This is a genomic window from Rhodopirellula bahusiensis (assembly GCF_002727185.1).
In the GTDB taxonomy this organism is placed as follows: Bacteria; Planctomycetota; Planctomycetia; order Pirellulales; family Pirellulaceae; genus Rhodopirellula; species Rhodopirellula bahusiensis.
The window spans coordinates 228,570-253,809 of the sequence record NZ_NIZW01000008.1 but is presented as its reverse complement, the minus strand read 5'-3'; the positions used below and the strand labels follow the sequence as shown (position 1 = coordinate 253,809).

The window sequence follows — 25,240 nt, the reverse complement described above, 5'->3', positions numbered from 1 at the left end:
GGAGCGGACTACCAGTCGGCTTGCATCGTTGAAAGCTGGCTCGGTTCGGAAGCCGATGAACCGCCAAGTCGTCGAGCCGGTGCTGCTTCCGACGACTCGCGAGTGGGGTCGTTCTTAAGCCTCGCATTGGGATCACGCATAATCCGAAGCGACGAAGCGATTGATAGATTGCGTCTCTTCCTGCGGGATTCGATCGATGCCTGCCGTCGCTTCCATGCTGTCTCGAACGTACGGGCTCCCATCCAATGCACTGAAATGAATTCAGGACCGTCTTGTCGATCGAAGGTGTCGACTAAAACTGCGAGAGTCTCTAAGCAAACCACCCCGCTCGGGCGGAGATAATTCAGCCTCTGGGCAATCTGCCTGAAGGACAATCCTTCAAGAATCAGGTCTCCGATCATTGGTAAAGTGAAGGTCGGAGACTCACCTGCCAACAGCCGGCGAAGATCGCGTTCGAATTTTTCGACACGATGGTTTTCTGGCGGGCAATCTCCGAGTTCACTTGGCGGAATCTCTGTTTCCCAAAGGTTTTTCCGGTCTTCTTCCCATCGCTCACAAGCCAACACAATGCCTTCCACTCCCAAAACGATCGCAGATGCATCGTCGTCGACGTCTGTGGTCAATAAGCGGTCGCGAGCGTTGTCGATGGCACACCAGAACTTTTTTGACGACTCGGTAATAGGCAAGTCTTGGTTGTCGGCAAATTCACTTTCCCTTCGGAATTCATCAAACGCACTCAATACCCGCGAAGATGTCACTTCGGCGGTCTCAAGGGTGACTCGATTCTGCGGGAGGTTCGCCTCGGCAATGCGAGCTTGCTCCGCGGCTTTTTGCAATTCGGCATCGGCGTCGATCCTCGCTTGGCGGGCGGCGTCGATGGCTTGCTTCTTCGCGGCTGCTTCAGCGTTCAGCCGATCAAGTTCGGCCTGGCTACCGGTGACCTGCTGTTCGGTTGCTTCACGGCGTCGCCGGGCTTCTTCCAGGACGGCGTTCGCATCCTCGACGTCACGCTGGGCCTTCGCTTTCATCTGATCAATGTCGTTCGTTCGGATCGTGGTTGTCATTTTTCGTTCCCTTCGTTGGTGGTGGAATCGGCATCAGAAAATGGAAGTGGTTTCAGTCGTTTCTTGCGTTTCGGTTTCGGTAGGTCGCCTTCTCGCTGCCCAAGCTCCTCGTTCCAGCGTTTCAGCTGAGCGAGTTGGCCATCGGTGTCGCATCCAGCCAGCGGTCCACGGCGCCGGCGAGTCGATGCCGGAAGCGAATCGCGGTAGGCCTTGAGCTCTGCCAACGTCGCTGGTGGCTGATCGGGGACGGGAGGGAAAGAAGCTTTCGGCTTCGAAGTTTTGGTTCCCGTTGTCTTTGGTTTTTGCTTTCTCATTTGGCTTGCTCCTGTGCTTCTTGAATTTCACGACCACGCCTCAAGCTTTCGTGCAGACGATTGGCGAAAGCTTCACGTTGGACGGCATCACGTTCGGTTCGTTCGCGACGTTCAGTTCGCGTGATGACTCCCAACGCGATCAGGTCTTTTCGCAGCGTCCACCGGCTGATCCCCAATTCGCTCGCCAGCCTTTTTCGAGCTCCGTACGAAAACTCGTCAACAGTTTTCAAAACTTCGGCCAAGCGACAGCGGCGATAGTCTCGCTCGATACGGCGGCGATGGTTGTGAGCACGCCTGCCACCGACAAAACGACGTCGCTGATCCGGCGACATTTTTGAAAACGGGGTTTGCTTTCGACTCATGCTTGGCTTCCCCCGCGAGAGGTGCAAGCAGACAGATTCGCTATCCCGGCCTCGGCATAGAGGTTGAGCTTTGGAGGTTGATCGAGAGTCCAGCCACCCCGTTGGCCAATCCGTTTCACAAAATTCCGTTCTGAAAGCTCTTTCAAAACTTTCCTGACGTAGCGGTCAGAGGATCCAACCGCCGATGCGATCGTGGACGAGCTAACGGAACCATTTCCTACAATATATATAGTAGGAGTTTGTTCCGATGACGCTCCTGTAGGGGATGGTTCCGATAGCGTTTCGCCTCGAACGACGCTGGAAACCTGTTTTCGAAGGAGGTGAAACTTCAGACTCTCGAGAATTTCTCTCTGAGATTCAGTCAGTGGCGAAAATTTTGATTCCAGAATTGGGAGTCCCATGTCTTCGGTGGTCAGAACCACTACTGGGATTCCCGTTTCAGTTACCGATCGACCTCGACCAGCCGATTGAAGGATTTCAGACCGAACGATTTGGCAGTGAGCCCGATGCCAATCGTGGTCTCGGTAGGCCAGCGTCGTAACGGTGATCCGATTCCCTCGCGTTGTGCGGCCTGACCAATAGTCTTTCCCCCACCGAACTTCCTCATCTGATTTTGCCATTGCAGCCGGGAGTCCAAGTTTTAGTAGCCGATCCCGGATGACATGCGGTGGAACACGCGGCGTCCCCAGAACCAGCATGCAATCACATTCAGAAAGCCATTCGTTCGAGCCACGGGATTCACCCCCACGAAAATGGCTCGCTTGAATGACCCCGGCGACCTCTTTCACGGCAGAGATGTGCTCTCGATGGCAGATGACACCGATTCGTTGATAGGGCAAACTCTCGAGCATGCCGGTAACAATGGCAGCAACGTTCTTTGGAGATGTGCCTTTTGTGATGTCGACGGGAACTTGCAGCGACGGGTGCTTCGCTTCGAGGCTGCCGACTGGCGTGCGATCTCGGACTTGCAGCCCACCAAGCAGCGATTCGACCTCCGATCTGTCAGCTGTCGCGTCAGCGAACCAGATAGCAACGTCGCTTGGGATTTTGGTTTGGCGGACGGCACAAATCGAAGTTCTCGTTTTTCGATCACCTCCCCGTTGGAAAACTTCGTCGACACGCACAACTAGTTCACATATCTCGCCGCTTGCCAACGCTTTGACAAGTCGCATTGAATCAGCATCAGGCCAAACGTCAATGCTGTTCATTGCGTCCCACAGTCTCGCATCACAGTTCCAGGGAGGCCCTGTGAAAACCGGAATGTCGATCACCGCGGTTTTGTCCGCCTTGAGCGACTTTGCAAGATCTTCCGAAATCTCTCTCATCCGAACGTAGAAGTACTCTTCGCTAAGATCCGGATTGTTCGTTTGGTAGTTGTTCTTGCAATCGTTGATGGCAGCCTCGGCCACCATCGTTACTTGCTTGAGTCCGCTTGAGATTTGAATCCCAGGACGAAGAAACTCGGAACATTCTTCGTGGACACTGATGTACTCCCGGCCCTCGGAAAGCTGGTCAAAAGACATTGCTCCGCGAGCGTGGGTGCAGATTTTGTGGCGGGCTTTCTCCGCCAGCGTGAGCAAGTCTTGGTATTCGCATCCTTCAGCATGAGGGCATTTCGGGCAAATTGACTGTGATGGAGACAGCCCACTTGCCATCGCTTTCTTAGCCAAATCGAAGTTCTCGCAGGTTGCTTTAGACAACTTGGGGTACGCGACAGCGGGTATGCCGACTGACTCGCAAGTTCCTTGGAACTCAGAGCAGTTCTTGTGGCTTGGCAGCACGACCAGGCTTGTCGAAACCGCGTCCATCGCGTGCGTGTCTGCATGAGACTTTCCTGCCCCCGTGGGAGACCGACAGAGATTCACTTCCTTTTTTCGGATCGAGTCGATTCGTGCGACCGCTAGATCATTTCGCCAGTCGTCGAGTGAACGAGCCGCTTCCTTCCGGAAGACTTGTCCCCGAATCAAATTTCGGAGTGCCTTCTCTCCATGCAACACGAGGTAGTCATCGACGGCCATTTTCGACAAACCGCCTCCATCTTTCCTTGGACCTGGCGGGATCTCGATGATTGTGACACGAGCACCATGTGATTCAAGAACTCTCGCAAGTTCTGCTGCTGCGTGATTGACATCGGGGTTCCGGTCTTCATCGAAGTCAAATCCGATCCATACTTCCCGCTCAAACCACAAGATCGAACTCAGGTCATCAATGAGAAGTCGTTTCCCAATCGCTTTCCCTCTCGAGTCCTTCTTTCGCTTCTTGGTCCAACCCCAGACCCCGGACGTTGACAATGCAGGCAAGCCAGACTGCGTGGCAGCTAAAGCTTTTTTTTCGCCCTCAATGATCCCGATCATCTCCCCGGGCGTCTCAATCGCCGAAAGGCAACCAAACGGAAAGTAGGCCCGGTGTGATTCTCCAGCGGGCTGTTCGTACTTGTTTGTTTTGCCCCTTTTGTTCTTTCGCGGGGTGTCGGGCTTCAATCGCGTGAAGCCGTTCAGTTTTTTTGTCGCGAGGTCGATGAACGGGAACGCGAGAGCTGGGCCAAGTCGATTGGCTGGAGCGGCCCAGTTGAGTTTCCTGCTGATTTCGGCGGGATCATCAATCGAATACAAACCCGCTTCGGTAATGGTTTGCACGGTAAGTCCCGAACGAACCAAATCATCCACGTGGTGTGACCGCAGGCCTTCGATCGTTGGAAGCGAATTAGTCGAGGGCAATCGCTGTTTCGGAGTTGGTCGTTTGGTCCTTGCCGTAGCCTTTCGGGACATAGTGAGCTCTATCCCCGTGGTGTTGAGCTTTCTCACTGCTATTGACCTCCCGCAACCGGACAAAGGTCGAGCAGATCAAGCTCATCGTTTCGGGTCTCTTCGCAAAATCCATGTTGGGCGAACAGTAGAGCTGTCGTCATGTGATGCAGGTCCAGTTGGTGCCGCATCGCCATTTCACGCGGGTCATCGCCGACATGGATCAGCCCACAGTAGTACCCATTTTGCGATGAATGCCGGTCGAGTCGAGTGATCCTGCCACGCATCAGCCCAAACGGAATGAACCTGCCAGTTCGATCTCGAATGAGTTTGATCACCGGTGTGACCTCGAATCCTGCGGCCAATGTCGAGTCGTGAACCGCCAACAGTCCGGTGCCGCGGATTCGTTTCGATCGCGGTTTTGATTTTTGCGTTCGATGTCGTGTGAATCGCGGAAGGTTGATTCGGGATCGGGTCTGCGTTGCTTGTTTCTGCGGTAGTGCTACCATGGGAGTGTCCTTCGTGTGATATCGAGTTGCCGGAGGGGTTAGTCTCTTGTTGGTCGGTGGCCAACCAAATTCAACGAGAAACTGAAACTGAACGTCGTCTGCCGCGTCTGCTGTAGGCGGCGTTTTTTCGCTTGCCAGCCGCCCACGAAAAAAGCCGACACCGGCACCGTGGAGGTGTGATGTCGGCTTCCGTTGGTCGGTCGGCCTGGGTGGTTGTTGGTCGCGCGGGTCAGAAAATCTGCGGCACCGATCGGTCAATCCGCTTTCTTCCGTTTCGCTGCAGTGACTGAAGCGGCTTTGAACTTTCAGCACTACCGCGAGCGGCTGGCGTTAAGAACGCGTTGAGGTCACGTTGGCGGACCTCCCATACATTTCGCTTGCCAGTGCCGGTGTTAATCGCTGGCAATCGCCCTGACTCACAAAGATTTCTCACCTTCGTGATTGACCAACCCGTCTGCCTGGCGACGTCGCCGGTACTCATGAGTGTGATGTTTGATTCGATATCGCGTGTCGGATGGTCCGCGGTGGCCTGCATGGCAATAGCCTCGAAAGACAAGAAAGCTTTAATTAACTACGTTTGTGATTGTTGGGGAGGCTCCGCTCACTAGTCAATCTTGAGTTCGCTTGACTCATGCTCAACTTTTAAAGTCGAGCATCGAAGGCATTGCAAATCATTCGGTTTTCTCTCCAAAAACTTCTTTGCTCATCTCGTGCTCAGCTTTGTTCGACTGTAGGCGTTCGAATTGCTCAATGCTGTTCAACATCCCAATCCAGCGATCCTGAATCTGCCTGCTCGGCCAAGTTTTGGGTATCGGATTGTTCTGGTACTTTCTCGGGAGTTGTTCCAGGTCTATTTGGCGAAGGTGTCGCTTGACGTCCTGCCAAGTTTCGCCACTCAATCGTAGCTCTCGGACTTTTTCGGCCAGCGGTCTTGGCCAATTGTCTTTCCTCCGCGTTGGCCATTCTTCCAGCAAATTTTGCGTTGAGTCGTCCACTTCTTTTGATTCTTGGCCGTACTGAACACCGCTCGGATCCACCTTCGCCAACCGAATGTCGCGTTGGACTTCGATCCGGCGAGACGCTTCCTTTTCAGTTATCCCATCCGCTAGCGAGCGACATTGAATTGTGAACTTCCTGAGCTCGCCAATGGCGAATAGAAAGTCTTTCGCGGCCATCCTGGCTTTTGACCAGTCAAGATCACCTTCTCTCGATTGTCGCACCAATATGAACGTGTCCACTGTCGCCTGAACTCCGACCTTGAACGATTCGTTCAAGTCGATTCGACCTTCACTTGATGACCAGATTTTGTGCTGGCGTTTCATCATTTTGGTCATCGAAGGCGAAAGCACTAAGTTCCGAAATTCAATAAAGTGAGACGCAAGAAGCTCCACTGAAACAGCGTCAGGTTCTGAACGCAGCGTCCAGACGATTTGACGAACTGTCTCAGTAATTCGCTCGCTCATTTCGATCTGGTCTTCGAATTCCCAACCATCTTTCATGATGCATACAACCATTCTCGAACATGATTAATAACGCGACGGATTCGATCATCGCCGATCGCCTGCGTGTATCGGTCGGTCATGTCGTTGGCGTGCGAACTGTGCCCCATCACCAAACGAGCGGCTTGAAAGTCTCCGGTCTCATTTGCGACAGTCTGAAACGTTCGGCGAAGGTCATAAAACGTCCCACGTTCAACGCCTGCATCGGTCCTTGCCTTCTTGAATGCCTGGCCAATCGCATCCATACGGCTGCTGCCATCACCGCGGACCCACGCACTGCCTTGTCGCGTCAGGAAAACCAAGTTGGTGTTCGATGAACCAGCCGGCCCGGGTCGCTTGGCGAGATAAGTTGCAATCGCATCGCGGGTTTCCGGCCACAAGCAGAAACGGCGGTCGGCTTCCGTTTTGTTTCGCGGATAGTCGATCCATACGTCGCCGGTCATCTCCGGCAGTCGATCGAGAGTAAAAAGCGAAAGATCCTTGTTGCCGATGCCAGCATTGATTCCAAGGAAAATCAGTGGCTTCAGGTTCACTGACGCAGATTCGATGATCGAGAGGATATCCGCCGGCGAGAGATCACGACGTCCGCTTTCCCGCTTCACCTTGCGAAGCTTCTTTTGGCTTGGCGGAACGAAGTCTGGACCAAAGTGGGGCGGCGGGATTAACGCTGATTTGGAACACCAGTTCAGAAACGCTTTGATCGCTCTGATGTCGATCGCGACCGTCGTTGCCGATCGGCGTTTGACCGATTTGCCCTTCAATCCACCTCGGGGGCCCGCAGTGCGTTTGATTGGTTCGTGCAAACGCTCTTTGAGTTTGGCGAAGTCGATCGGCTTCCAGGTTGCCGGTTGAGCCTCACGACCAACGAAACCAATCATCCGATGAAGGACGTTTTCGTATTCGATGGCGGTAGACCCTGCCATCTCGTCGGATTCGACGCGGAGTCGGCATCGGTCGATGTAAAGGTTCGCCAACTCGGCGATAGTTGGCGAATCTGCAACGGGCGTCGGCTCGACACCCGCCAAGAGATCATCTTTGGTTTCCAGCCACCTTTTCAGGGCTTCATCACGGTCGGCACCGAAGTAACGGTGCTTTCCGTTTACCTTCTTGGCCCACTGGCCGTTCCGATGGCGGAACAGCGGGAAAACAGCAGCTTGCGACGACTTTGTCATTGTTCTGGCTCCGTAGAAAGAGAAGCCAGATTTTACCCAGAGGTGTCGCCTCGGGTGTCGTCTTCTTTGAACTTAGTGCCCCCGCTAGGGCTCGAACCTAGGACCCACGGATTAAGAGTCCGTTGCTCTACCAACTGAGCTACAAGGGCGTGGGTGAGTTGGCTAACGCTCAATCTCTCCCATTTGGAACGATGATCGTAGCCCTGTTTCGGTCCCTTGAGAAGGGCCGCGCTTCAAAAGCCACTCGCGATCATCAGAGGCGACGGTGGGATTCGAACCCACGAATAAAGGATTTGCAATCCTTCGCCTTAGCCACTTGGCCACGTCGCCTTCACGTGCTTCGAGCCGGTCAAAGACTGACTGTTGCACAAGCTGAGCAAGTTAGGAAACCCGTGCTTTTTCGTCAAGCCCGACCATCCTCGAAGACTCTTTCTTGCTCAAAGCGAATTCAATCGCTGATACCGTTCTATTCGGCTGAGTCCGGTCCAAGCTTGAGCACCAATCAAAAAAACGCCCGGCAGCTCAGAGGCTGCCAGGCGTTTGGTGTTTCAGGTGCGAAGTTTTCGACGTCGAGCAAGCTCGATCAGGGCCAACTCCACCTCAGTCGACCGAAGCCATCGCGAACAATAGTTCGCTGACTTGGGCACGAATGGAATCGACGTACGATCGATCGGCTTCACTGAGTCGTTCCATCGGAACGGTGCAGGTGCGGCCATTCGATTTCAGGATCTGAATTTCGTTTTCACGAACTTCGACCAATCGACCGTCGGTGCCCCAGTTGCCAGTGTTGTCGATCCAGGTACGAGTCTTGGTGCTGTCCAAAACGTCGACGGTCTTGGCGACCTTCTTTTCAGTCACGACTTGCGTGACTTCCGAGTCGGCCAGTTGCTGCTTGCTTTGGCCGAACAGATCGTCGATCGCAGACTCCGAGGTGTCTTCGGCTGGTGGATCACCGAACAGGTCGTCCAAGCCGCCGTCCGCGGGAGCCTCTTCGGCAGGAGCAGCGTCGTCGAACAATCCGTCCAAGCCACTTTCTTCTGGCATCGCTTCTTCAACGGGAGCTTCCGCTTCACCGCCAAACAAATCACCAAAGCCATCGTCGGCTGGTTGGTCGGCGGGCATGTCGGCAGGTGCTTCCGCTTCGCCACCGAACAGATCGCCAAAGGCATCGGCGGCGGGAGCTTCTTCGATCGGAGCTTCCGGCATCACGGGATCCGCAGGAGCAGCGTCGCCACCAAATAGGTCATCGACCGATTGAGTTTCCGGAGCTTCGACGTCTGGGGTCGCAGGCTCGGCGGGCATCTCCGCTTCGCCACCAAACAGATCGCCAAACGCGTCGTCGGCGGGAGCTTCCTCAGCCGGTGCTTCTTCGACTGGCATGTCGAAGCCAGGAGTTTCTTCCGCGGGTGCGTCTTGCGGGAACGGGTTGTCGTCAGCGGGGAACAGATCCTCGGTTGGTTCTTCGACTGCTGGCTCTTCTGCGACAGGTTCCTCAACAGCAGGTTCTTCCATCACTGGTTCTTCGGCTGGTGGCTCTTCAGCTGGTGGCTCGACAACCGGTGCTTCTTCAGCTGGCTCTTCGATCGGCATCGCGTCTTCCGCTTCGGCGTTGGCAGCCGGATCCGCTTGAGGCTCAACGAACGGCTCTTCCGTCGCTGGTTCAGCAGGTGTGGGTGGAGCGACGTCTGTCGAATCTTCGGCTGGCATGGCGGGAGCTTCGATGATGCCGCCCTCGATCACTTCCCCTTCGATCATAGGAACGACGGTTGAATCGCCGTAGATCGGTTGTTCGATGACGATGCCTTCGCTGATCGGTGCCACGACCGAACCACAGCAAGCGTCGGAAACGACGGGTGCGGGAACGATTTCAACACTGCCGCAGCAGGTCGGAGCTGGTTCGCAGCTGATCGGTGCGGGTTCACAACAAGTTGGTTCGGGTGCGGGGACACAGCAAACAGGCTCTGGAGCGGTGCAGCAGGTGTCCGTCGCGATTTCGCAGCAGTCAGCATTTTTGCTGTGAATTCGCTTCAGCAGCCATCCGGCCGAAGCGGGACTCACGCTCAAAATGGCGATCATGCAGACCACCAACGTCCACTGCAGTGCGAGGCGAAGGGAACGATTCATCGTATTCTCAGAGTCAGAAGGCGGGAAAACAGGAGGCGAAATGTGATCGTACGGGATCGTGAATTAGTCTCGCATCCTAGTTGTGGCCAGGGGGCCAAACAAGCATTTCTGCAGCGATTTACGGACCAATCTCCGTGCCATCGGAGGCAAGCATTTCCAAAAAAACCGGTTAAAACGGCTGGTCCCGAGCACGAATCGCCCGATTCGTCTCGTCGCAGCCTGCCATTTTAGGCAAAATGGGGCTTTCACATTCCACTCTTCTCCGTCTCGCGGAACAGGTTTTGACCTTTCTTATTGAATCGGGGTACTGCCCTGGAAACTCATGCTGAGGTTCATCCAAAGCCTGTTCTCATCGATGAGTCTGGAACGCAAATGCTTGCTGTTCTTTGGCTCGGCGCTGGTCGTGTTGATGTGCGGAGCATTCTGCATGGTGTTCCTGCTGGCAGATCGCTGGGTCAGCAGCACGACCCAGCAACAAGCTCGCGACGCGGCGGCGACGGAGATGATGCTGATTCACGCGGCGGCCACGTACACCGAACATCTGCCTGAGAACAAACTCGAGATGACTCAGCAAACGATCGCTGACCTCCGTTCGCAATTGCTTAGTCAAGACATCGAGTTCGACATCCTGGGACTCGAGGACCCGCAACCCTTTGAAAACCTCTCCGCTCCGACTCAGCCCACCGATCCGAGCGAACTGCAACTGCTTCGAACACTGGAACCACAGTTTCGCTCTCGCCTGGAAAGGTTGCTGTCTGGAGATCCGATTGACCTAAGCAAAGCGGTGGACTTGGCCGACGACGCAGCGATGAGCCGAATCGGTCCCGCCAACCGTCCCGTCTTCGACGAACTTGGCCCCACTAACGGTCGCTACGTCTACTACGAACCTGTCTTCATGACCACCGACTGTGTTCCGTGCCATGGCCCCAGCGGCGAAATCATTTCGCTCTCCAAAGACGAAGACCCCGCAAAGTTAGCTGCCCAACTGCCGTACCGAGTCAAACGCATCAGCATGCCCGACGACAAGATCGTCAAGGACATGACGGGCATTCGAGCCATCGTGGTTTCCATCGCAATGTTCATTGTCGCGGTGACTTTGTTTGTGCTGCACGCGATTGTTCGTTACTTGGTTTTGCAACCGCTGCTGCACCTGCGTGACGTCAGTGACGCGATCACGCACGGCGACACCAACCAACGAGCCAACATTTCAACTGACGATGAGTTCCGTGAATTGGCGGATGCCTTCAACCGGATGCTTCGTCACCTGACCGAAACACAGACTCAATTGCAAAGCGTCAACCGAGAACTCGACGCGCGGGTCGACCAGTTTGCGCAGTTGAACTTGCAACTCTACGAAGCCAACCGATTGAAGACGGATTTCTTGGCCAACATGAGTCACGAACTTCGCACGCCGCTGAATAGCATCATCGGATTCTCCGAGGTCCTGCAGGGCATCGATTCGCTGTCGGAAAAGCAACGTCGCTATGCGTCCAACATTCAAAAGAGCGGTCGTCTGCTTTTGGAGATGATCAACGACATCTTGGATTTGGCCAAAGTGGAAGCTGGCAAGATGGAAGTCCGCCGCAGTGAGTTCCAATTGTCACGATTGGTTGGGGCTCAGTGCGACATGATTCAGTCGCTGTCCGAAGACAAGAACATCTCGTTGTCGGTGGAAGTTCCCGATGATCTGCCGGTGGCGTTTCAGGACCCCAACAAGCTCGGCCAGATCATCAACAACTTGCTCAGCAACGCGATCAAGTTCACTCCGGAGGGAGGCATGATCACGGTTCGCGTGGTCGATCTGCACAACGATCGCTTCCGACTTTCGGTGACCGACACGGGAGTGGGCGTGGCGGACGAAGACCAACCGATCATCTTTCAGAAATTTCGTCAGAGTAAAAAGGTGCTCGATGGCGATGGCCTGACTCGCGAATTCGCAGGTACGGGGTTGGGACTTTCGATCGTCAAGGAACTTGCCGTGCTCTTGGGCGGCGAAATCGACTTCCAAAGCGAACTCGGGCGTGGGAGCACCTTTTGGGTGATCCTGCCGTACCGCCTCAGCGACCATGAGATGGAAGAAAACGATGTCGCGATTGGCAACTTGGCTGGCGTCCCGCACTCGGCCTGAATGCGGCGCCCCGCGAACTCACGGTCGCCTCTTCGCGTCGTGATTTAGGCAATGCCATCAAACCGGACACAACGCATTTGCGCAAACCGCACGACGAGACACCTCACGGACTGGCTCGCGGTGATAAAATGCAGTTGTCCCACTGATCGCCGGGAAGGATCCGTTGCGTCTGGCCGAGGTCATCGGCAAAGGCTACAACGGGACGTTCTCTTCCCTGGCGTTCATCCGTCAACCATCTTTTTCATTGAGTGAAAACGACATGAGTGATTACGGCACATTCGGCGACGAATATTACGTGAACATGAACCTGTCCACCGAAATGGAGTTGCCGCAAGGTCGCGAATCAGTCCTGCATTACTTTGAACAGGTCCAGCGTCGTTACCCAAAGATGGCGAACTTCTACGCTCGTGAAAAAGACGAATACGTGCTGGAAGAAGAGAAGGAAAAAGACAGCGGTTCGTATCGCTGGGTCTCCGTGGAACCCAAGCGAATCAACAGTGGCATGGTCAGTCCGACGACGTACGAGGACGCTTGCGAGCAGCACCGAGCGGTCTTGGAATTAGTGCCCTACGAGTTGTCAGTCAGCCCGTTGGACTGCGAAGCGTTGACCGTGATGCTCGGGTTTGACTTCGTTTGCAAAGGCAACCACAACGAGATCGTGACCGAAGCGATTGGCATCGCACCGGGTTTAGAAAAGTTCACCCAGTTGCCTTATGGCAAACTGCTGTCCAACGAACCTGTGGTTCAGTTTGCGCTCGATGAAGACTGCAAGACTCAGTGCCGAATCAGCTTTGAATCACGAACCGGTGCGTTCCAAATTCGAACTGGTGAGTTCTCGGAAGAACAACTGAGCGTCTACATGATGGTCCGGCGTTATGATTCCTTGGGTGCCAAGGAAAATTACGCGGATGAGTTCACACGATTATCTCAACTTTGCCGCGACTTGGTCGATGAGTATTTGATCGACAGTGTGCTGCGTCCGTTGCAAACAGCGATCTCCATTCGCTGATCATTTGCCGTGGGTGGGGCAGGTCACATCGCCGCCATCCAATGCGTACGCATTCCCCGACGTGGGGCACGTTGGCATGTTCGGGCCGGTGTAATCTTCATCGGCCAATTCCCGCAGGGTTCGACCGGGCGAGCGTCCGGTCTCGTGCTCGTACAACTCGACATCGCGTTGCAACATCGACCGATGGCCTTCGCAGGCACGTGATTTCGCGGTCTCGCCGTGCGTTTGGATGAACGCCAACCCTGTCATCGCGAACAAGGTTGCAATCGTGAGCGCCACGATGATCTCCAAAATGCTGAACGCGGCGCGGCGAGCACCGCTCCGATGCGATGATTGGATGAAGGATCGGTCAAGCATCATTCAAGCACTTCAAACATGTGGAACATCGGCGTGTAGATCGACAGCACCATGCCGCCGATCATCACCGCCAATGAGATCGTAAGAATTGGTTCGAGCATTCCAACGGAAGCTTCGATCCGAGACTCCAGACGTTCACGCAGGTGATCGCAGGTGCCTTGCAGCGAACGAGCGAACTCGCCCGATTGTTCACCAACGCCGATCAACTGGCACAAGGTCGGTGGAAAGAACCGTTCGTACCGACCAAGTTCGACGCTCAGCTTTTCGCCGCGGCGCACACCATGGTTAATGTCTTCGATCGCACTTCGTACGCAGCGATTTCTGACGCAGGTCGAAGCGACTTCGATTGCTTCGATGGGTTTGTACCCACACTGAACCATCGCGGAGGTGGCTTCAATGAACTGCAAAACGGCAGCGTCCCGAAGCCATGGTCCGACAACGGGGATCCGCAGGAACACCGCGTCCATCTTGGCGGCAATTCTTGGATTCCGGCGACCGCAGATCCACAGGACAATTGCGACAAATCCGAGAGGAAATACCAGCAATCCCTTCGTCAGCATGAAACGACTCAAACCAGTGACGAACTGGGTCACAGGTGGCAGATCAACTCCGCTGGCGGTGTAAACGGTTTCAAATTCGGGAACGACGACGACGCACATGAACACCATCAATCCCAGACCCGCGACGCTGATCAAAACCGGGTAGCTGATCTTCTTGAAGATTCGTTTGCGAAGGGCAACTTTGCGTTCAACTTGCTCGCAAACACGCATCAGAGCCATCTCCAGCGAACCACTGCGTTCGCCCAATCGGACCTGCTGAACCTGCATCTTGTTGAACGTTCGCGGATAGCGAGCCATCGCGTCGCTGATCGATCCGCCAGCCATGATCGTGCTTCGCATCTTCATCAGCACGCTGCTGTACTTGCGATTGGAGTTGTCCATCGCGAGCGAACCGAGTGCTTTGGGCAACGTCAGTCCATTCTGAAGCAGCATCAACAGCAAACGCATCAACTGCGCTAGCGCAACCGGTGGAATGCGAGTGGACTCGCATCCTTTGGGGACGCCGCGTTTGGGGCCTCCCACCTCGATCGAGTTGAGCTTTCTGAGAAAGCCCATCACACCGCCGGAGGAAGTCGCGTTGGCTGTGCTAGCGGGAAATGACATGTGATTGCACCAAGGCAGATGACAGAAGCAATGTTCGAGAGAGCCAACCCAATCCGGTCGGATGATAGGGCGTTAAGCGATCGCGTTGGGAATGGGTTGATCGACCGATCGGCGTCCGCCGGCAATCGACGCTGAATTGTTGCTGCGGCGATCGCCACTGGTTTTGAAATACACTTCTTCGAGCGATGTCTTGCCGGCAACAGCGGCTTCCAAACCGGCTTGGCGAAGCGGCACCATTCCGGCCGCATGAGCCATCTCTTCCAACTGCGAGTTTGGAACTCCGGCTTCGATCGCGGCGGTGATATCGGAATTGAGCGGCATGATCTCAAAGATCGGCACCCGGCCGGCGAACCCAGTTCCGAGGCAACGTTTGCAACCAGCACCGCGAACGAAGGTTGTGTCTCGCGGAACGATTTGCTCGGGGTCGAGTGCTTCCAGCAGGTTCAAGTTGGCAGGTGCGTCGACCTTGCAGTTTTCACAAACACAGCGAAGCAATCGTTGAGCGACGCTTCCAAGCAACGAACCCGCGATCTTGAAATTGTCGACGCCGAGGTCGGCCAATCGTTGGACCGCACCGACGGCATCGTTGGTGTGCAACGTGCTGATCACCAAGTGACCGGTCAGAGCAGCCTGAACGGCCGTGGTCGCCGTTTCGCAATCGCGAATTTCGCCCAACATGATCACGTCGGGGTCTTGCCGCATGATGTACTTCAACGCGTTGGCGAACCCCATCCCGAATTCGTTGTCGCTTTGGACTTGGTTGATTCCCGGCAATCGATATTCCACCGGATCTTCGACCGTCACGATGTTGCGATCGTCGTCATTGAGGTGCTGCAGAGCGGCGTACAACGTCGTGCTTTTGCCGCTCCCCGTTGGCCCCGTCACCACAAACATCCCGTGAGGTTTGTCGATCACGCGGCGGATGGTTTCGTAGTCGCGTTGAGGCATTCCGATACCCGCCAGGTCGAACGTTTGTCCGCCTTCGTCGAGCAGTCGCAGCACCAACTTTTGACCGTCCACGGTTGGAATGCCGCTGATACGAAAGCCCACGCGTTTGCCGTTTTCGTAAACCGTCAGGTGACCATCCTGCGGGCGACGGTTCTCGGTTGTATCCATGTCGCCCATGACCTTGATGCGACTGATGACCGAATCCTCGATGTGATTGGGGATCGTCATCACGACCTGTAGCTCACCGTCAACGCGGTAGCGAACTCGCATCTCGGGTTTGTGCGGTTCCAAGTGAATGTCGCTTGCTCCCGCCGAAACGGCACCGGACAAGATCGCTTGAACCAGTTTGACCACCGGCGCGTCCTCTTGACTGACGGCGGAGATCGCCAGTTCATCTTCTTCGGTGACCTCGCCTGATTCTGCCATCTCGGCGAACTTCATGTCCACGATCGTTTGACGTGCAAAGGCACGGTCGTCGTAGATGCGGTTCAGCAAATCGCGAACGTCGTCGTCCAATGCCACGACAGGTTGGATTTTGTAGCCGGTCATCAACTCGGCTTCGGCAATCGTTTCGATGTCGTCGGGTGCGACCATCGCGAGCGTCAGCATTCGGTCGCTGACATCGATCGCGACGGAGGCTTGTGAACGAGCAAAGTCTTCCGGCAACAGGCGTGCGACCTGTGGATTGACGCTGGAAAAATCGATGTCGACGAAGGGCACCGAAAACTGTTCCGACAACGCCGCACCCAGCTGCGCGTTGCTGACCAAGGATTGCTGCACCAACCAATCGCCGATCATCACGCCGCGTGGTTTCTTCGCGAAGGCAGCGTCCATTTGTTCGTTGGTCAGAATGTTCAATTCGACCAAGATGTCGCCAATGCGTTTCATCGTGCGAGTCCGTCGTGAAGACTAGGAGGTGGGTTGGAAGTGATTCGGTTTGCCATCAGCAGCGTCGGTTGATCAAACGGTCTCGGCATGAGAAGGCAACAAACGCTGAACCTTCTCCTCGAGCACGGTCGGATCGAACGGTGTGATCAAGTAGTCCTGAGCGCCGGCCAAGTAAGCGCGACGAACCATTTCCAGACTGGGGTCAAGCGAGAACACCAACGCGGGGACTTGGTCAGCTTTAAATTCCAGACGCAATTCCGTCAGCCATTCCAGTCCGTCGCCTTCGGGCAGCTTGGTGTCCAGGATCAACAAGTCGATTGGTTCATGTCGCAATCGATCGATCGCTTCGCCACCGCTGCTGACCACTTCCAAGCGATAACCCAGCAACTCCAAACGGAAGGTCGCGAGTTCAGCCAAGACCTGCTCGGGCTCGACCATCAACAGTTGGGCTTGGGAGGTTTCAAACATGGATCCACGCAAGGATTGCGATACAAAAGGACAGCTACCGTTTCAAAGGTAGGTCGCCAAATGCACCATGTTGAAAAATCACCACATCGAGCGATGAATGGCGTGTCCAAGCATCATGCGGCCGTCGCAGCCACCGTCATGACCCGCACAATCGTCATCAATCCCGCGATCGGCTGGCAACAAGCACAGTCGGAAGATCACCACGAAGCGATTGCCGCCGCGGTCATTCGCGTGGAAGGTCCAAGCAGAATTGAAAGAGAGCCGCGAGAAGCGGCTACCAAATAAGAAACGCATTCACCGAACGAAACGGCGAATGCGATGATTCGAGCAAGGCAAGCCAACGACATCTTCCGTCGTCTGGCTATGTCAATGAGATGAGGTCTCGAAGACGATCAGTCTTCCCACTCTTCTTCTTCGTCGTCCGCGTCGTCTTCCTCATCTTCATCGTCCCAATCTTCGTCGGCTTCATCGTCGTCGACTTCTTCCCAGTCGTCGGTGCCGTCGAGGTCATCGTCGTCATCATCATCGACGTCGTCCGAGTCTTCATCATCCTCGTCGTCGTCATCTTCTTCATCATCGCTGTCGTCGTCTTCATCATCCCAGTCGTCGTCGAAGTCGTCATCTTCTTCGTCGTCGAGCTCGTAGCCGTTCTCATACAAATCGTCTTCTTCGTCTTCGATCACAGCCGAAGGATCAATCGACGATGCAGCATCCGCATCGGATGCGGGTGCATCCAAAACGGCCACGGCACCGGACTGGTCGGCGTCGAAGGAAGCGGTGAATTCAGTGGCGAGAGTTTCGATCGCAGCGACACTCACGTCAGACTCCTTGGTGGGGTGCGAATGCTCGGTTTCTGAAGGATTCGTTTCCGAAGACTCAGCGTCCGAAGATTCACGGCGAGGATGGGATTCAGTTTGAGAGGGATCTCTCGAGTTCAGTTCGTCGGCAGTCACTTCGTCGGCGATGTTTTCAACCTCGCCTTCGGCAGATTGAGAAACATCATCGCAGGATGCGTGCCAGTCAATCGGCGGCAGCGACTTTATCGATGCCAATCCGCAGATTTTTAAAAAACGTTTGGTGGTCCCGTAAAGGTAGGGACGCCCGAGCTCTTCACTGCGACCGCTGATCCGGACCAAATCCAGTTGCATCAACTGTCGCAGAATTTCACCGCACGCGACACCACGCACGGCTTCGACATCCGCTCGCGTGACGTCTTGGCGGTAGGCCACCACGGCGAGCGTTTCCATCATCGGCCAACTCAACCGGATCGCTGGAGCCAAAAACCCAAGTCGGCGCAGCCAAGGTGCAACAACCGACCGAGTCATCATCCGCTGACCACCGGCGACCTGTTCAATTCGGATTCCACGCCCCAATCGCTCGTAAAGTTCGTTCAATTCCCCGACCAAGGTTCGAGCCGAAGTAGCGTCCTCGACACCGGCCAAGGCCGCCAAACGCCGGTAATTCAGCGGCGATTTGGCAATCAGCAGCACCGCTTCGATCCTGGCCCGAGCAGCCAAGCGGTCTTCGGGATCAAAAGCTTCTCCGGCAGCCGCGTCGGTGGATCCATCATCCACGACGTCGGCGTTCGGGTTGTCATGGCTGGATTGCGAGCCTGCTGGGTGCGAATCAGCCGCCGTCGATCGATTTCCGCCCGGCACCGAAAGTTGTGCTGGCGTTGGTCCGCTGAGTGCCTGCTGTCCCTGCGACTGGGACGGCCAAGAGGTCGCCGCGGGGGATTGCCGCATCGCGTTGGCCCAAGCCCGACGGCCGGCCCAAGGTGTGGCGTACCCATTCATCTTTGTTACGCTTGGAAAAAGGGAATTCGGGACACTCAACGACGAGTCGCGAACCTACCAAACCGTTTGTTTGACGTCTGCCGGGATATTTCAACGATGTCAGCGACCTCCGCCTCGCCCGCCTCAGATTCCTCCGCCACCAAATCAGCCGGGGCAACGCGCAAGCGAAAACGCCTCGCGTCGGGATATCAAATCCTGCTGATTGTGATCTCATCGTTGATCATGGCCGGATTGTTGTTCGTCATGATTCGCACGTTTGGCTACGTGGAAGGAACCGAGTTCGCCCCCAAACACTTCCAAACCCGCCGATTTTCGTTTTACGAAATCCCGCTGGTCCATTGGCAAATCACGCCGATCCACCGAGTCAGCACGACTCCCGAAACCGCTCGCTACCTCACCCAGTCCAAAATTCTGATCATGCCCAATAGCATTCCAGGTCGGTGGGATTTGGTCGAAATCAGGCATGGGATTCAGGAAATCGAGCCGCGCGATCCCGCGCTGCTCGTCGATCACCTGCGTCTGATGGTGGATGGAAAACCAACCTGGAAGCAATGGAGCAAGAAAAATCCTAAGCTTGCCAAACAGTTTTGGCCCACAATCGACAAATTGGCCGATCGAGAGCTTTACATCCTGATCCCACGATTGATGGAATTGACTCGCGACGTCGAGGATGTCGCGACTCTCAAAACCACCGTCGCGGACTACTTGGCGGAAGAATACGTCAGCCTGATCCGAGACATGCGAGACGCCGAGCGGCACGAATTGGCCGACGACTTATTGGCGGAGGCCCTCGAAGAATCACCCGACAATCCCGAACTGCAATCACTGAAGAAAGATCGCCCAACGGTCGATCCCGCTGGTCAAACATGATCTATCTCGACAACAACGCGACCACCGCCATTGATCCCGAGGTCGCACGCGTTTTGACAGAGGCTTTCTCGCAAACGCCCGCGAACGCATCCAGCCAACACCGACTCGGCCAGCAGACTCGGTCTCGTCTCGAAGCCGCGACCGACCAAATCGGACGTTGCCTCGGCAGCGACTTGTCTCGGGTCGACGCGCCTCGGTTGCTGGTTACCAGCGGCGGCACCGAATCGAACAACCTGGCAATCGCTGGAATGGGCGAACCCGAGGGTGCGATCGTGGTCAGCCGAATTGAACACCCCAGCGTTCTGGCCGCGGCAGCAGCGGCCGAAGTGGGAGAACGGGGGCAGTCCGGCCGCGAATTGGGATGGGTCGATGTCGATGCCAACGGCGTCATTTCGTTGGTTTCGCTACGGAGCACACTGGATCGACTGACTCGGTCCGGCGATTCTCCCGAGGCGGTTTCGGTCGTTTCGATCATGTCCGCCAACAACGAAACCGGCGTTGTTCAACCAATCCAGGCCGCCGCGGAAGTCTGCCGCGAATTTCGCGTGCCGCTGCACGTTGATGCGACCCAATCGATTGGCAAGGTCCCGGTCGATCTGACCGCTTGGGGAGTCTCGGCCGCCACGATCACGCCTCACAAATTGCACGGTCCCACGGGAGTCGGCTTTTTGTGGCTCGATTCCGGAGTCGATATCCGCGCGGCTCTGCGTGGCGGCGAACAACAACTCGGCACGCGTCCGGGCACCGAGCCCGTTGCGCTTGTTATCGCGGCCGCCGAAGCCATCCGCATCGCCTGCGAGCAGCAACCCACCGCCGCCGAGCACATGGCGGCTCTGAGAGATCAACTGGAATCCGAATTGGTCCGCCGGCATCCGACCTGCCTGATCCACGGTCGCCAGGCACCACGTTTGCCATCCACGACGTGTCTGTCGCTGCCGGGTGCGGATCGACAAAGTCTGCTGATGTCGCTGGATATGGCCGGGGTGGCCTGCAGCAGCGGATCCGCGTGCAGCAGCGGAAGCAGCCCGCCCAGCCACGTTTTGCTTGCTATGGGCGCCTCCAAGTCGCTGGTCGATTCGGCGTTGAGGTTCGGCGTTTCGAGGTTTTCCACGCAAGCCGAAATTGAACGAGCCATCGAGCTGATTTCTCGTCAATTTTCGAAGGCAGAAGGCTTTTCAACTGTGGATAACTCGGTGGAAAATGGATGGCGGTGAACGAAAGTTCCATTTAGAGTGGAGCTGGGTCGAAAGTTTCGGCAGGACGCACCACGTTTGAATGGACTCCGATTGACCCTCCCCACGCATGTTTTGCCGCTGCGGCTTTCCAGCCACTCGGCACGACTTTTCGTGTTCCACTCGTTCACTGCCATTTGCCGTGGTCGCTTCGCCTCCCAACGTCAATTCCTTCGCGCTGGAACGTCCGTCGCTTCGTCGACGCCGTCGCGATAGTGAAGTCGTTCGGCCGATCATCCCGCTGTTCTACTGCGGCGATGAAAATCGGTTGGCGGGTTACGTGTGCGAAAACCCAATTGAGACGCTGCTCGAAATTTCGCGTCCGATGTTGCTGGTCGGCCAACCCGGCACAGGCAAGACGGCCCTGGCACTGCACCTGTCCAAACGGATGAGCATCAGCAACGTTTGGGAAGCGATGGAAATGGACAAGGACACCGCGCAGGGCGGTCCGACCGGCGTCACATCGCGGGTCCTTTCCAGCCGAGTTCTGTACCAACCCGCCATCGACTTCGCTCGCGAATTTGCCTCTTCGATCGACTCGAAGGACATGCCACGTTTTCGCGAAAAACTGGACACGGTGCCGATTTTGGTTTTGGATGATTTGCATCTGATCGCGGACAAGGCACCCGCTCAAGAAGAACTGGCTCAGCGTCTGGAAGCTCGCGACGCGGAAGGACGACTGACAATCGTCACCTGCCGCCGTCTGCCTTCCGAAGTTCGCGGACTGCGTCCTGCCTTGGTCAGCCGCACGCTTCCTGGTTTGACGGTGACGCTGCATCCGCCCGCTGGCGAAACCCGACGCACAATCCTTCGCGAGCTGATGTTGGCTCATTTGCCGGACGTTGAACCAGAGGCCTTGTCGCTTCTCGATGCGGGTTTGCCAGCTGAATCGACCGTACGGGCCTTCGAGTCTGCGATCAAACAAGTCGCGTTGTGGTGCCGAATGCACGATCAACCGATCTGCGGCGAAGCGGTTCAGTCGGCGATCGAAGCCGCAGGCGGGACCCAGTCGATTTCCATCAAAGCGATCACGACCGCCGTGGCTCGGCAATTGGGAGTGAAGTCAGCGGACATGCGAAGCGGTTCCCGCCGACAGAACATCGTCCGAGCCCGTTCGTTGGCGATGTGGCTGGCTCGCAGATTGACGGAAGACAGCCTGACCCAAATCGGCGACGCATTCGGCGGCCGAGATCACTCGACCGTCTTGCACGCGATTCGCAAAATCGACGGATCGCTCGACGACGATGTATTGCTGCGACGCTCCGCCGATCAGATCATGGAAAAGCTTTCCAACTGATTAGCTGCCGGACTCGCCTGGATGACCGTACGATGGACTTCCAAGTCCGTCGGTACAAACAGCTTTCGACGGACTTGAAAGTCCATCGTACCCGAAGCCTAACCGTGAATCGGCCAGATTGATTCGGCGGTGATGCGGAACGTTTGCTCCGACAACGGATGCGATTGGCGGTGGGAATCTTCCGCGACCGTCCGAGCCAATTGCTCCTGCAGTTCCGTTGGAACCTGAGCTGACCACGCGATCAAGAAATCTCGATTGGGCACACCCACAATCGCAGCAGGTTCCATCTCGGGGTCGTCGGACTCGTCGCTCAATTCCTGGATCAAACGTTCGCGAATTTGCGGCAGCAAGACTCTCGCCGCGTCGTAGCCGTCGCCGGACTGGATCGCGATGAACTTCGTAGGTCCTTCGACGACACCCATGGGGCACTCCAGCGAATCAACCAACAAGTTCGCTTTGGCTACCTCGATCAAATCCACGACCGATTGCCCCCAACGCTCCGCATCCTCCGGCCGGATGTAGGCGTACCCGTGAGGCGAATCGACGACGACGCTGCTGGTGATGTCGTTGGCAAACGGAAACGTGATGGCCCTGCGAAGGGCATCGATGTCGCTTCGACACAACTGCACCCGCAACCGAGGTTTGGCCTCTTCCCATGTTTCGGGCAACACCTTGTCAGCGGCCCGAACCATTTCCAACATTCGCTCGAACGTGACGCGAACGGTTTCATCCAATTCCTCGTCGGTGAAACCCGCTTGTTGATGTTGCGCCAGCAAGTTTGAAAGCCCGAACTGCAATTCACCGCAGTTCAGCACGCCAAGTTCTTCTCCCGCCCGAAACCCTTCGGTGGGGAAGTGATGCTTCAAAATTTCGAGCACGCGATGACTGAACGATTCCAAATCCATCGTCGGCCTCAGCGTTGATAGATCGGCAAGAACCCACGATCGATTTGCAGCATGATCAGGTTGCAAGCGGTCACATAAACCGGGTGAATTTGCCCCTCCCACGATCCATCTGGTTTTTGCTCGGCAGCGATCCGGTCGTACAACCGGTCGCGAAACGGCAACCACAACTCGTCGCCTTGCCGGTAAACGACTTGGCTGTAGTACAGGTACGTGTAGTGCCAGTGGCCGAACGCACGAGCTCCGTTGTTGATGTCGTGCAGCGTTTCTTTGCTGTACTTCAACATGTCCGGCACATGTTCGCTGTCGTAATCACCCGCGTTGTAAAGAGCCGCCAGAGCTGCGGCGGTGATCGCTGGACGACTGCTGCCCGTCTGCCGACTGCTGTAGCTGATTCCTCCATCGGGGTTCTTGCAGCGATAGATGTATTCCTTCGCTTTGTCGATCACTTCACCGCTGACCGGAATCCCCGCGTTGCGACACCCTCGCAAACCTTGGACCTGGGTGATTGTCGTGCTGCCCTCGTCGAAGTCGTTGCCTTCTTTGGCCGAGACGTAGCCCCAGCCGCCGGCCTCGGTTTGGGCATTTCCGCTGAACTCGACCGCTTTGGCCAACACATCGACCAACTCTTCGCGGCGATCGAGCAGTCCCTCCTCGCCCAAGACCTGGGACAGGAACAACATCGAAAAACCGTGCCCGTACGTGTAGCGAGAATCGGTCTGAGGGTCGCCGATCAGGCCGTTGCTTCGAGACTTGCTGATCAGGAAATCCGACGCCCGAGCGATTTGGCGAGCGTAGGGGCCCTGGGTCGTCGTGCTGCCGCTTCCAATCAACGCTGTCCCGGACAAGGCCGCCATGGCCGTCGGGTAAACCGTCGTGTTCCACTGGCCACGGGACGATTGCTTGCTGCTGAGCCACTCCAGGCCACGCTGGATCGCCTCTTCCCACTTCGCTCGGCTGGCGGCGTGGGCGGGGCGTGCGGAGGCGGTTCCGGCGGCAATCGCGGCTCCTCCAGCCAAACTGGCTCGCAGGAATCGGCGTCGGTCAATCATGTTGGACAACAAAGTCTCACCCCCGGGTTTCGTGTGCATGTTTCCATTGTGCCCCATCGTCGCCTGGGAGTCACGCCGGATTGCTTCGTCGCGTGGAACTCGCGTGGCACTCGTGGGGACAATTGGAACCCCGCCGGCGGGAAACTCTCCCGAAGCTTTTTCTCGAATCATGTCAAGGTTTTCCGGTTCTTCCGCCGATAACGATTCTGTCACCGATTTCAGGCAGACAGGCTCTCGTTGCGTGAGCCGCTCGGTCCGAAAACCTTACGCGTTGGGGCGTACAACGATGGAAAACAAGATGAACACGCAGTGGATCACCCGCGGAACGATCGGCACATTGGCTTTCGCAGCTTTGTTGGCGACCAGCACTGGATGCCAGGTTTCGCTCAACGGCCAAACCCTTCCGAGCCCACACTATTTGCAGGATGATGTGCAGTACTTCCCGGCTGGTCCGGAGTTCAAACTGTCCCGCGAAGCAGCCGCCTTGCAAGCGGCCCGTGCGGAAGAAAAACGAAACCAACGCTAAGCAGGCTCGCCCATGGCTCCCAATCGTACGTCGCATCAAGAAAAGATCATCCGGAACTACTACCAGAACCGGGATGCCATCGGATTGCAGAAAGCTCAAGAAGCCGTCACGGAGCTTTACTTGAGCGAGGGAAAGAAACGGGCAACTGTCTGGAAGCGTTTGTGCAGCCACCTGGAAAAGGTCGGTGTCCCCGAAACTCGCATCGAAGAACTGCGTGAGTCGGACGATCCCGCCGCCGTGGCCGCTCTTCTAGAGAAAATCGCCAAGTAGCGTCGTTCTAGCGACGCATCATTTCGGCCCGTCATCGCGACTGAAACGAAGCCAGCAGGTTTCAGCGATTGATGTATTGAATCAACTCGCCGCTCACGCAGCGTAGGTCGATTTCCCAAACTGGGATTCAATCGCGACGAATCGCTCGCGCCATCGCAGCCGAGCGAACCAGCTCGGCCGAGAAAGATTGGGATCATCCGCGGACACGCGATGTGTCTTCCCGCGAGTCGTCCGCATGGTCAGCGTGCCATCCGAATGGACCTCGTCGACCATCCAAAACTTTTGGACGACGTAGTTGTAGGTCTCGCCTTTCAGATTGGGTTTCACGCTGGACGCTCGCGGCCCTGGAACCTTGCTGCGTTTACTCTTGCGATAAATCGCCCAGTCGCCCCGTTTCCAAGTGCACTCGCTGTTGGGGTTGATCGAAAACACACCAGGCTGCTCGGAGCCATCCAAGTTTGCCGCAGCGGACGTTTGCGCAGATGCACGACGCAGCAATCGAAGCCTGGTCAAGATCTTTTCGGTCATGATAGAAGTCCCATCGCA

Annotated in this window: 24 protein-coding genes and 2 tRNA genes; 8 read left to right on the top strand and 18 right to left on the bottom strand. The window is 56.1% G+C overall.

Annotated elements, in window-relative coordinates; translation table 11 throughout:
* Positions 1 to 8: 8 nt before the first annotated feature.
* The 10 genes from CEE69_RS12350 to CEE69_RS12305 form a co-directional block, all read right to left on the bottom strand.
* Positions 9 to 1,064 (bottom strand): HlyD family secretion protein, encoded by a 1,056-nt coding sequence (locus CEE69_RS12350; protein WP_099260933.1) that lies wholly within the window; start codon positions 1,062 to 1,064, stop codon positions 9 to 11.
* Positions 1,061 to 1,378, bottom strand: a complete 318-nt coding sequence (locus CEE69_RS12345; RefSeq protein WP_099260932.1) for a hypothetical protein — start codon at positions 1,376 to 1,378, stop codon at positions 1,061 to 1,063. Before CEE69_RS12345 ends, CEE69_RS12350 begins: the two co-directional genes overlap by 4 nt.
* Positions 1,375 to 1,740, bottom strand: coding sequence for a hypothetical protein (locus tag CEE69_RS12340; RefSeq protein WP_099260930.1), 366 nt, complete (start codon positions 1,738 to 1,740; stop codon positions 1,375 to 1,377). The genes CEE69_RS12345 and CEE69_RS12340 overlap by 4 nt, the downstream gene beginning before the upstream one ends.
* The gene (locus CEE69_RS12335; protein WP_158231012.1) at positions 1,737 to 4,457 is read right to left on the bottom strand and encodes a DUF3854 domain-containing protein; all 2,721 of its coding nucleotides are present in this window, start codon (positions 4,455 to 4,457) and stop codon (positions 1,737 to 1,739) included. The genes CEE69_RS12340 and CEE69_RS12335 overlap by 4 nt, the downstream gene beginning before the upstream one ends.
* A gap of 89 nt (positions 4,458 to 4,546) precedes the next feature.
* Positions 4,547 to 4,993 carry a hypothetical protein gene (locus tag CEE69_RS32005; protein WP_143549213.1) on the bottom strand — a complete coding sequence of 149 codons (447 nt, stop codon included), beginning with the start codon at positions 4,991 to 4,993 and terminating at the stop codon, positions 4,547 to 4,549.
* Positions 4,994 to 5,664: 671 nt separating this feature from the next.
* Entirely contained in the window at positions 5,665 to 6,318 is a 654-nt protein-coding gene (locus CEE69_RS12325; protein ID WP_143549211.1) for a hypothetical protein, read from the bottom strand.
* 170 nt (positions 6,319 to 6,488) lie between these two features.
* Complete coding sequence (locus CEE69_RS12320) at positions 6,489 to 7,664, bottom strand: tyrosine-type recombinase/integrase (RefSeq protein WP_099260926.1); 1,176 nt, start codon at positions 7,662 to 7,664, stop codon at positions 6,489 to 6,491.
* Positions 7,665 to 7,740: 76 nt separating this feature from the next.
* A tRNA-Lys gene (locus tag CEE69_RS12315) sits at positions 7,741 to 7,813 on the bottom strand.
* 108 nt (positions 7,814 to 7,921) lie between these two features.
* Positions 7,922 to 7,994 (bottom strand) — tRNA-Cys (locus CEE69_RS12310).
* Between the two features lie 270 nt (positions 7,995 to 8,264).
* Positions 8,265 to 9,788, bottom strand: coding sequence for an SHD1 domain-containing protein (locus tag CEE69_RS12305; protein ID WP_099260925.1), 1,524 nt, complete (start codon positions 9,786 to 9,788; stop codon positions 8,265 to 8,267).
* Between the two features lie 322 nt (positions 9,789 to 10,110).
* Between CEE69_RS12305 and CEE69_RS12300 the strand changes: the two genes are divergently transcribed.
* Positions 10,111 to 11,916: a sensor histidine kinase gene (locus CEE69_RS12300; RefSeq protein WP_099260924.1), complete on the top strand. Its 1,806-nt coding sequence runs from the start codon at positions 10,111 to 10,113 to the stop codon at positions 11,914 to 11,916.
* 244 nt (positions 11,917 to 12,160) lie between these two features.
* Entirely contained in the window at positions 12,161 to 12,925 is a 765-nt protein-coding gene (locus CEE69_RS12295) for a hypothetical protein (RefSeq protein WP_199169860.1), read from the top strand.
* Here CEE69_RS12295 and CEE69_RS12290 read toward each other — a convergent pair whose 3' ends face one another.
* The 4 genes from CEE69_RS12290 to CEE69_RS12275 form a co-directional block, all read right to left on the bottom strand.
* Entirely contained in the window at positions 12,926 to 13,285 is a 360-nt protein-coding gene (locus CEE69_RS12290) for a competence type IV pilus major pilin ComGC (RefSeq protein ID WP_099260923.1), read from the bottom strand.
* Positions 13,282 to 14,445, bottom strand: coding sequence for a type II secretion system F family protein (locus CEE69_RS12285; RefSeq protein ID WP_099260922.1), 1,164 nt, complete (start codon positions 14,443 to 14,445; stop codon positions 13,282 to 13,284). The genes CEE69_RS12290 and CEE69_RS12285 overlap by 4 nt, the downstream gene beginning before the upstream one ends.
* A 72-nt stretch (positions 14,446 to 14,517) precedes the next feature.
* Positions 14,518 to 16,281, bottom strand: coding sequence for a GspE/PulE family protein (locus tag CEE69_RS12280; RefSeq protein WP_099260921.1), 1,764 nt, complete (start codon positions 16,279 to 16,281; stop codon positions 14,518 to 14,520).
* Between the two features lie 72 nt (positions 16,282 to 16,353).
* Positions 16,354 to 16,749 (bottom strand): response regulator, encoded by a 396-nt coding sequence (locus CEE69_RS12275; RefSeq protein ID WP_099260920.1) that lies wholly within the window; start codon positions 16,747 to 16,749, stop codon positions 16,354 to 16,356.
* Positions 16,750 to 16,851: 102 nt separating this feature from the next.
* Between CEE69_RS12275 and CEE69_RS12270 the strand changes: the two genes are divergently transcribed.
* Positions 16,852 to 17,034 (top strand): hypothetical protein, encoded by a 183-nt coding sequence (locus CEE69_RS12270; RefSeq protein WP_158231011.1) that lies wholly within the window; start codon positions 16,852 to 16,854, stop codon positions 17,032 to 17,034.
* Positions 17,035 to 17,141: 107 nt separating this feature from the next.
* Here CEE69_RS12270 and scpB read toward each other — a convergent pair whose 3' ends face one another.
* Entirely contained in the window at positions 17,142 to 18,545 is a 1,404-nt protein-coding gene (scpB, locus tag CEE69_RS12265) for an SMC-Scp complex subunit ScpB (protein ID WP_099260918.1), read from the bottom strand.
* 96 nt (positions 18,546 to 18,641) lie between these two features.
* Here scpB and CEE69_RS12260 point away from each other — a divergent pair, with 96 nt between their 5' ends.
* The 3 genes from CEE69_RS12260 to CEE69_RS12250 all read left to right on the top strand — a co-directional run bounded on the left by CEE69_RS12260 (position 18,642) and on the right by CEE69_RS12250 (position 21,944).
* On the top strand, positions 18,642 to 19,415 hold the full coding sequence (locus tag CEE69_RS12260) for a hypothetical protein (RefSeq protein WP_099260917.1): 774 nt from the start codon (positions 18,642 to 18,644) through the stop codon (positions 19,413 to 19,415).
* Positions 19,412 to 20,629, top strand: a complete 1,218-nt coding sequence (locus CEE69_RS12255) for a cysteine desulfurase family protein (protein WP_099260916.1) — start codon at positions 19,412 to 19,414, stop codon at positions 20,627 to 20,629. Before CEE69_RS12260 ends, CEE69_RS12255 begins: the two co-directional genes overlap by 4 nt.
* Positions 20,630 to 20,789: 160 nt before the next feature.
* Complete coding sequence (locus CEE69_RS12250) at positions 20,790 to 21,944, top strand: helix-turn-helix domain-containing protein (protein WP_099261014.1); 1,155 nt, start codon at positions 20,790 to 20,792, stop codon at positions 21,942 to 21,944.
* 98 nt (positions 21,945 to 22,042) lie between these two features.
* On the opposite strand, the gene CEE69_RS12245 is transcribed toward CEE69_RS12250, so the two are convergent.
* On the bottom strand, positions 22,043 to 22,849 hold the full coding sequence (locus tag CEE69_RS12245; protein WP_099260915.1) for a hypothetical protein: 807 nt from the start codon (positions 22,847 to 22,849) through the stop codon (positions 22,043 to 22,045).
* Between the two features lie 8 nt (positions 22,850 to 22,857).
* Positions 22,858 to 24,111, bottom strand: coding sequence for a prenyltransferase/squalene oxidase repeat-containing protein (locus CEE69_RS12240; protein ID WP_099260914.1), 1,254 nt, complete (start codon positions 24,109 to 24,111; stop codon positions 22,858 to 22,860).
* A gap of 73 nt (positions 24,112 to 24,184) precedes the next feature.
* Between CEE69_RS12240 and CEE69_RS12235 the strand changes: the two genes are divergently transcribed.
* Together CEE69_RS12235 and CEE69_RS12230 are read left to right on the top strand one after the other, a co-directional pair.
* On the top strand, positions 24,185 to 24,424 hold the full coding sequence (locus CEE69_RS12235) for a hypothetical protein (RefSeq protein WP_099260913.1): 240 nt from the start codon (positions 24,185 to 24,187) through the stop codon (positions 24,422 to 24,424).
* A 12-nt stretch (positions 24,425 to 24,436) separates the two neighbouring features.
* Complete coding sequence (locus tag CEE69_RS12230) at positions 24,437 to 24,694, top strand: hypothetical protein (RefSeq protein WP_099260912.1); 258 nt, start codon at positions 24,437 to 24,439, stop codon at positions 24,692 to 24,694.
* Positions 24,695 to 24,787: 93 nt separating this feature from the next.
* Here CEE69_RS12230 and CEE69_RS12225 read toward each other — a convergent pair whose 3' ends face one another.
* Positions 24,788 to 25,222 carry a hypothetical protein gene (locus CEE69_RS12225; protein ID WP_099260911.1) on the bottom strand — a complete coding sequence of 145 codons (435 nt, stop codon included), beginning with the start codon at positions 25,220 to 25,222 and terminating at the stop codon, positions 24,788 to 24,790.
* Between the last annotated feature and the right edge of the window lie 18 nt (positions 25,223 to 25,240).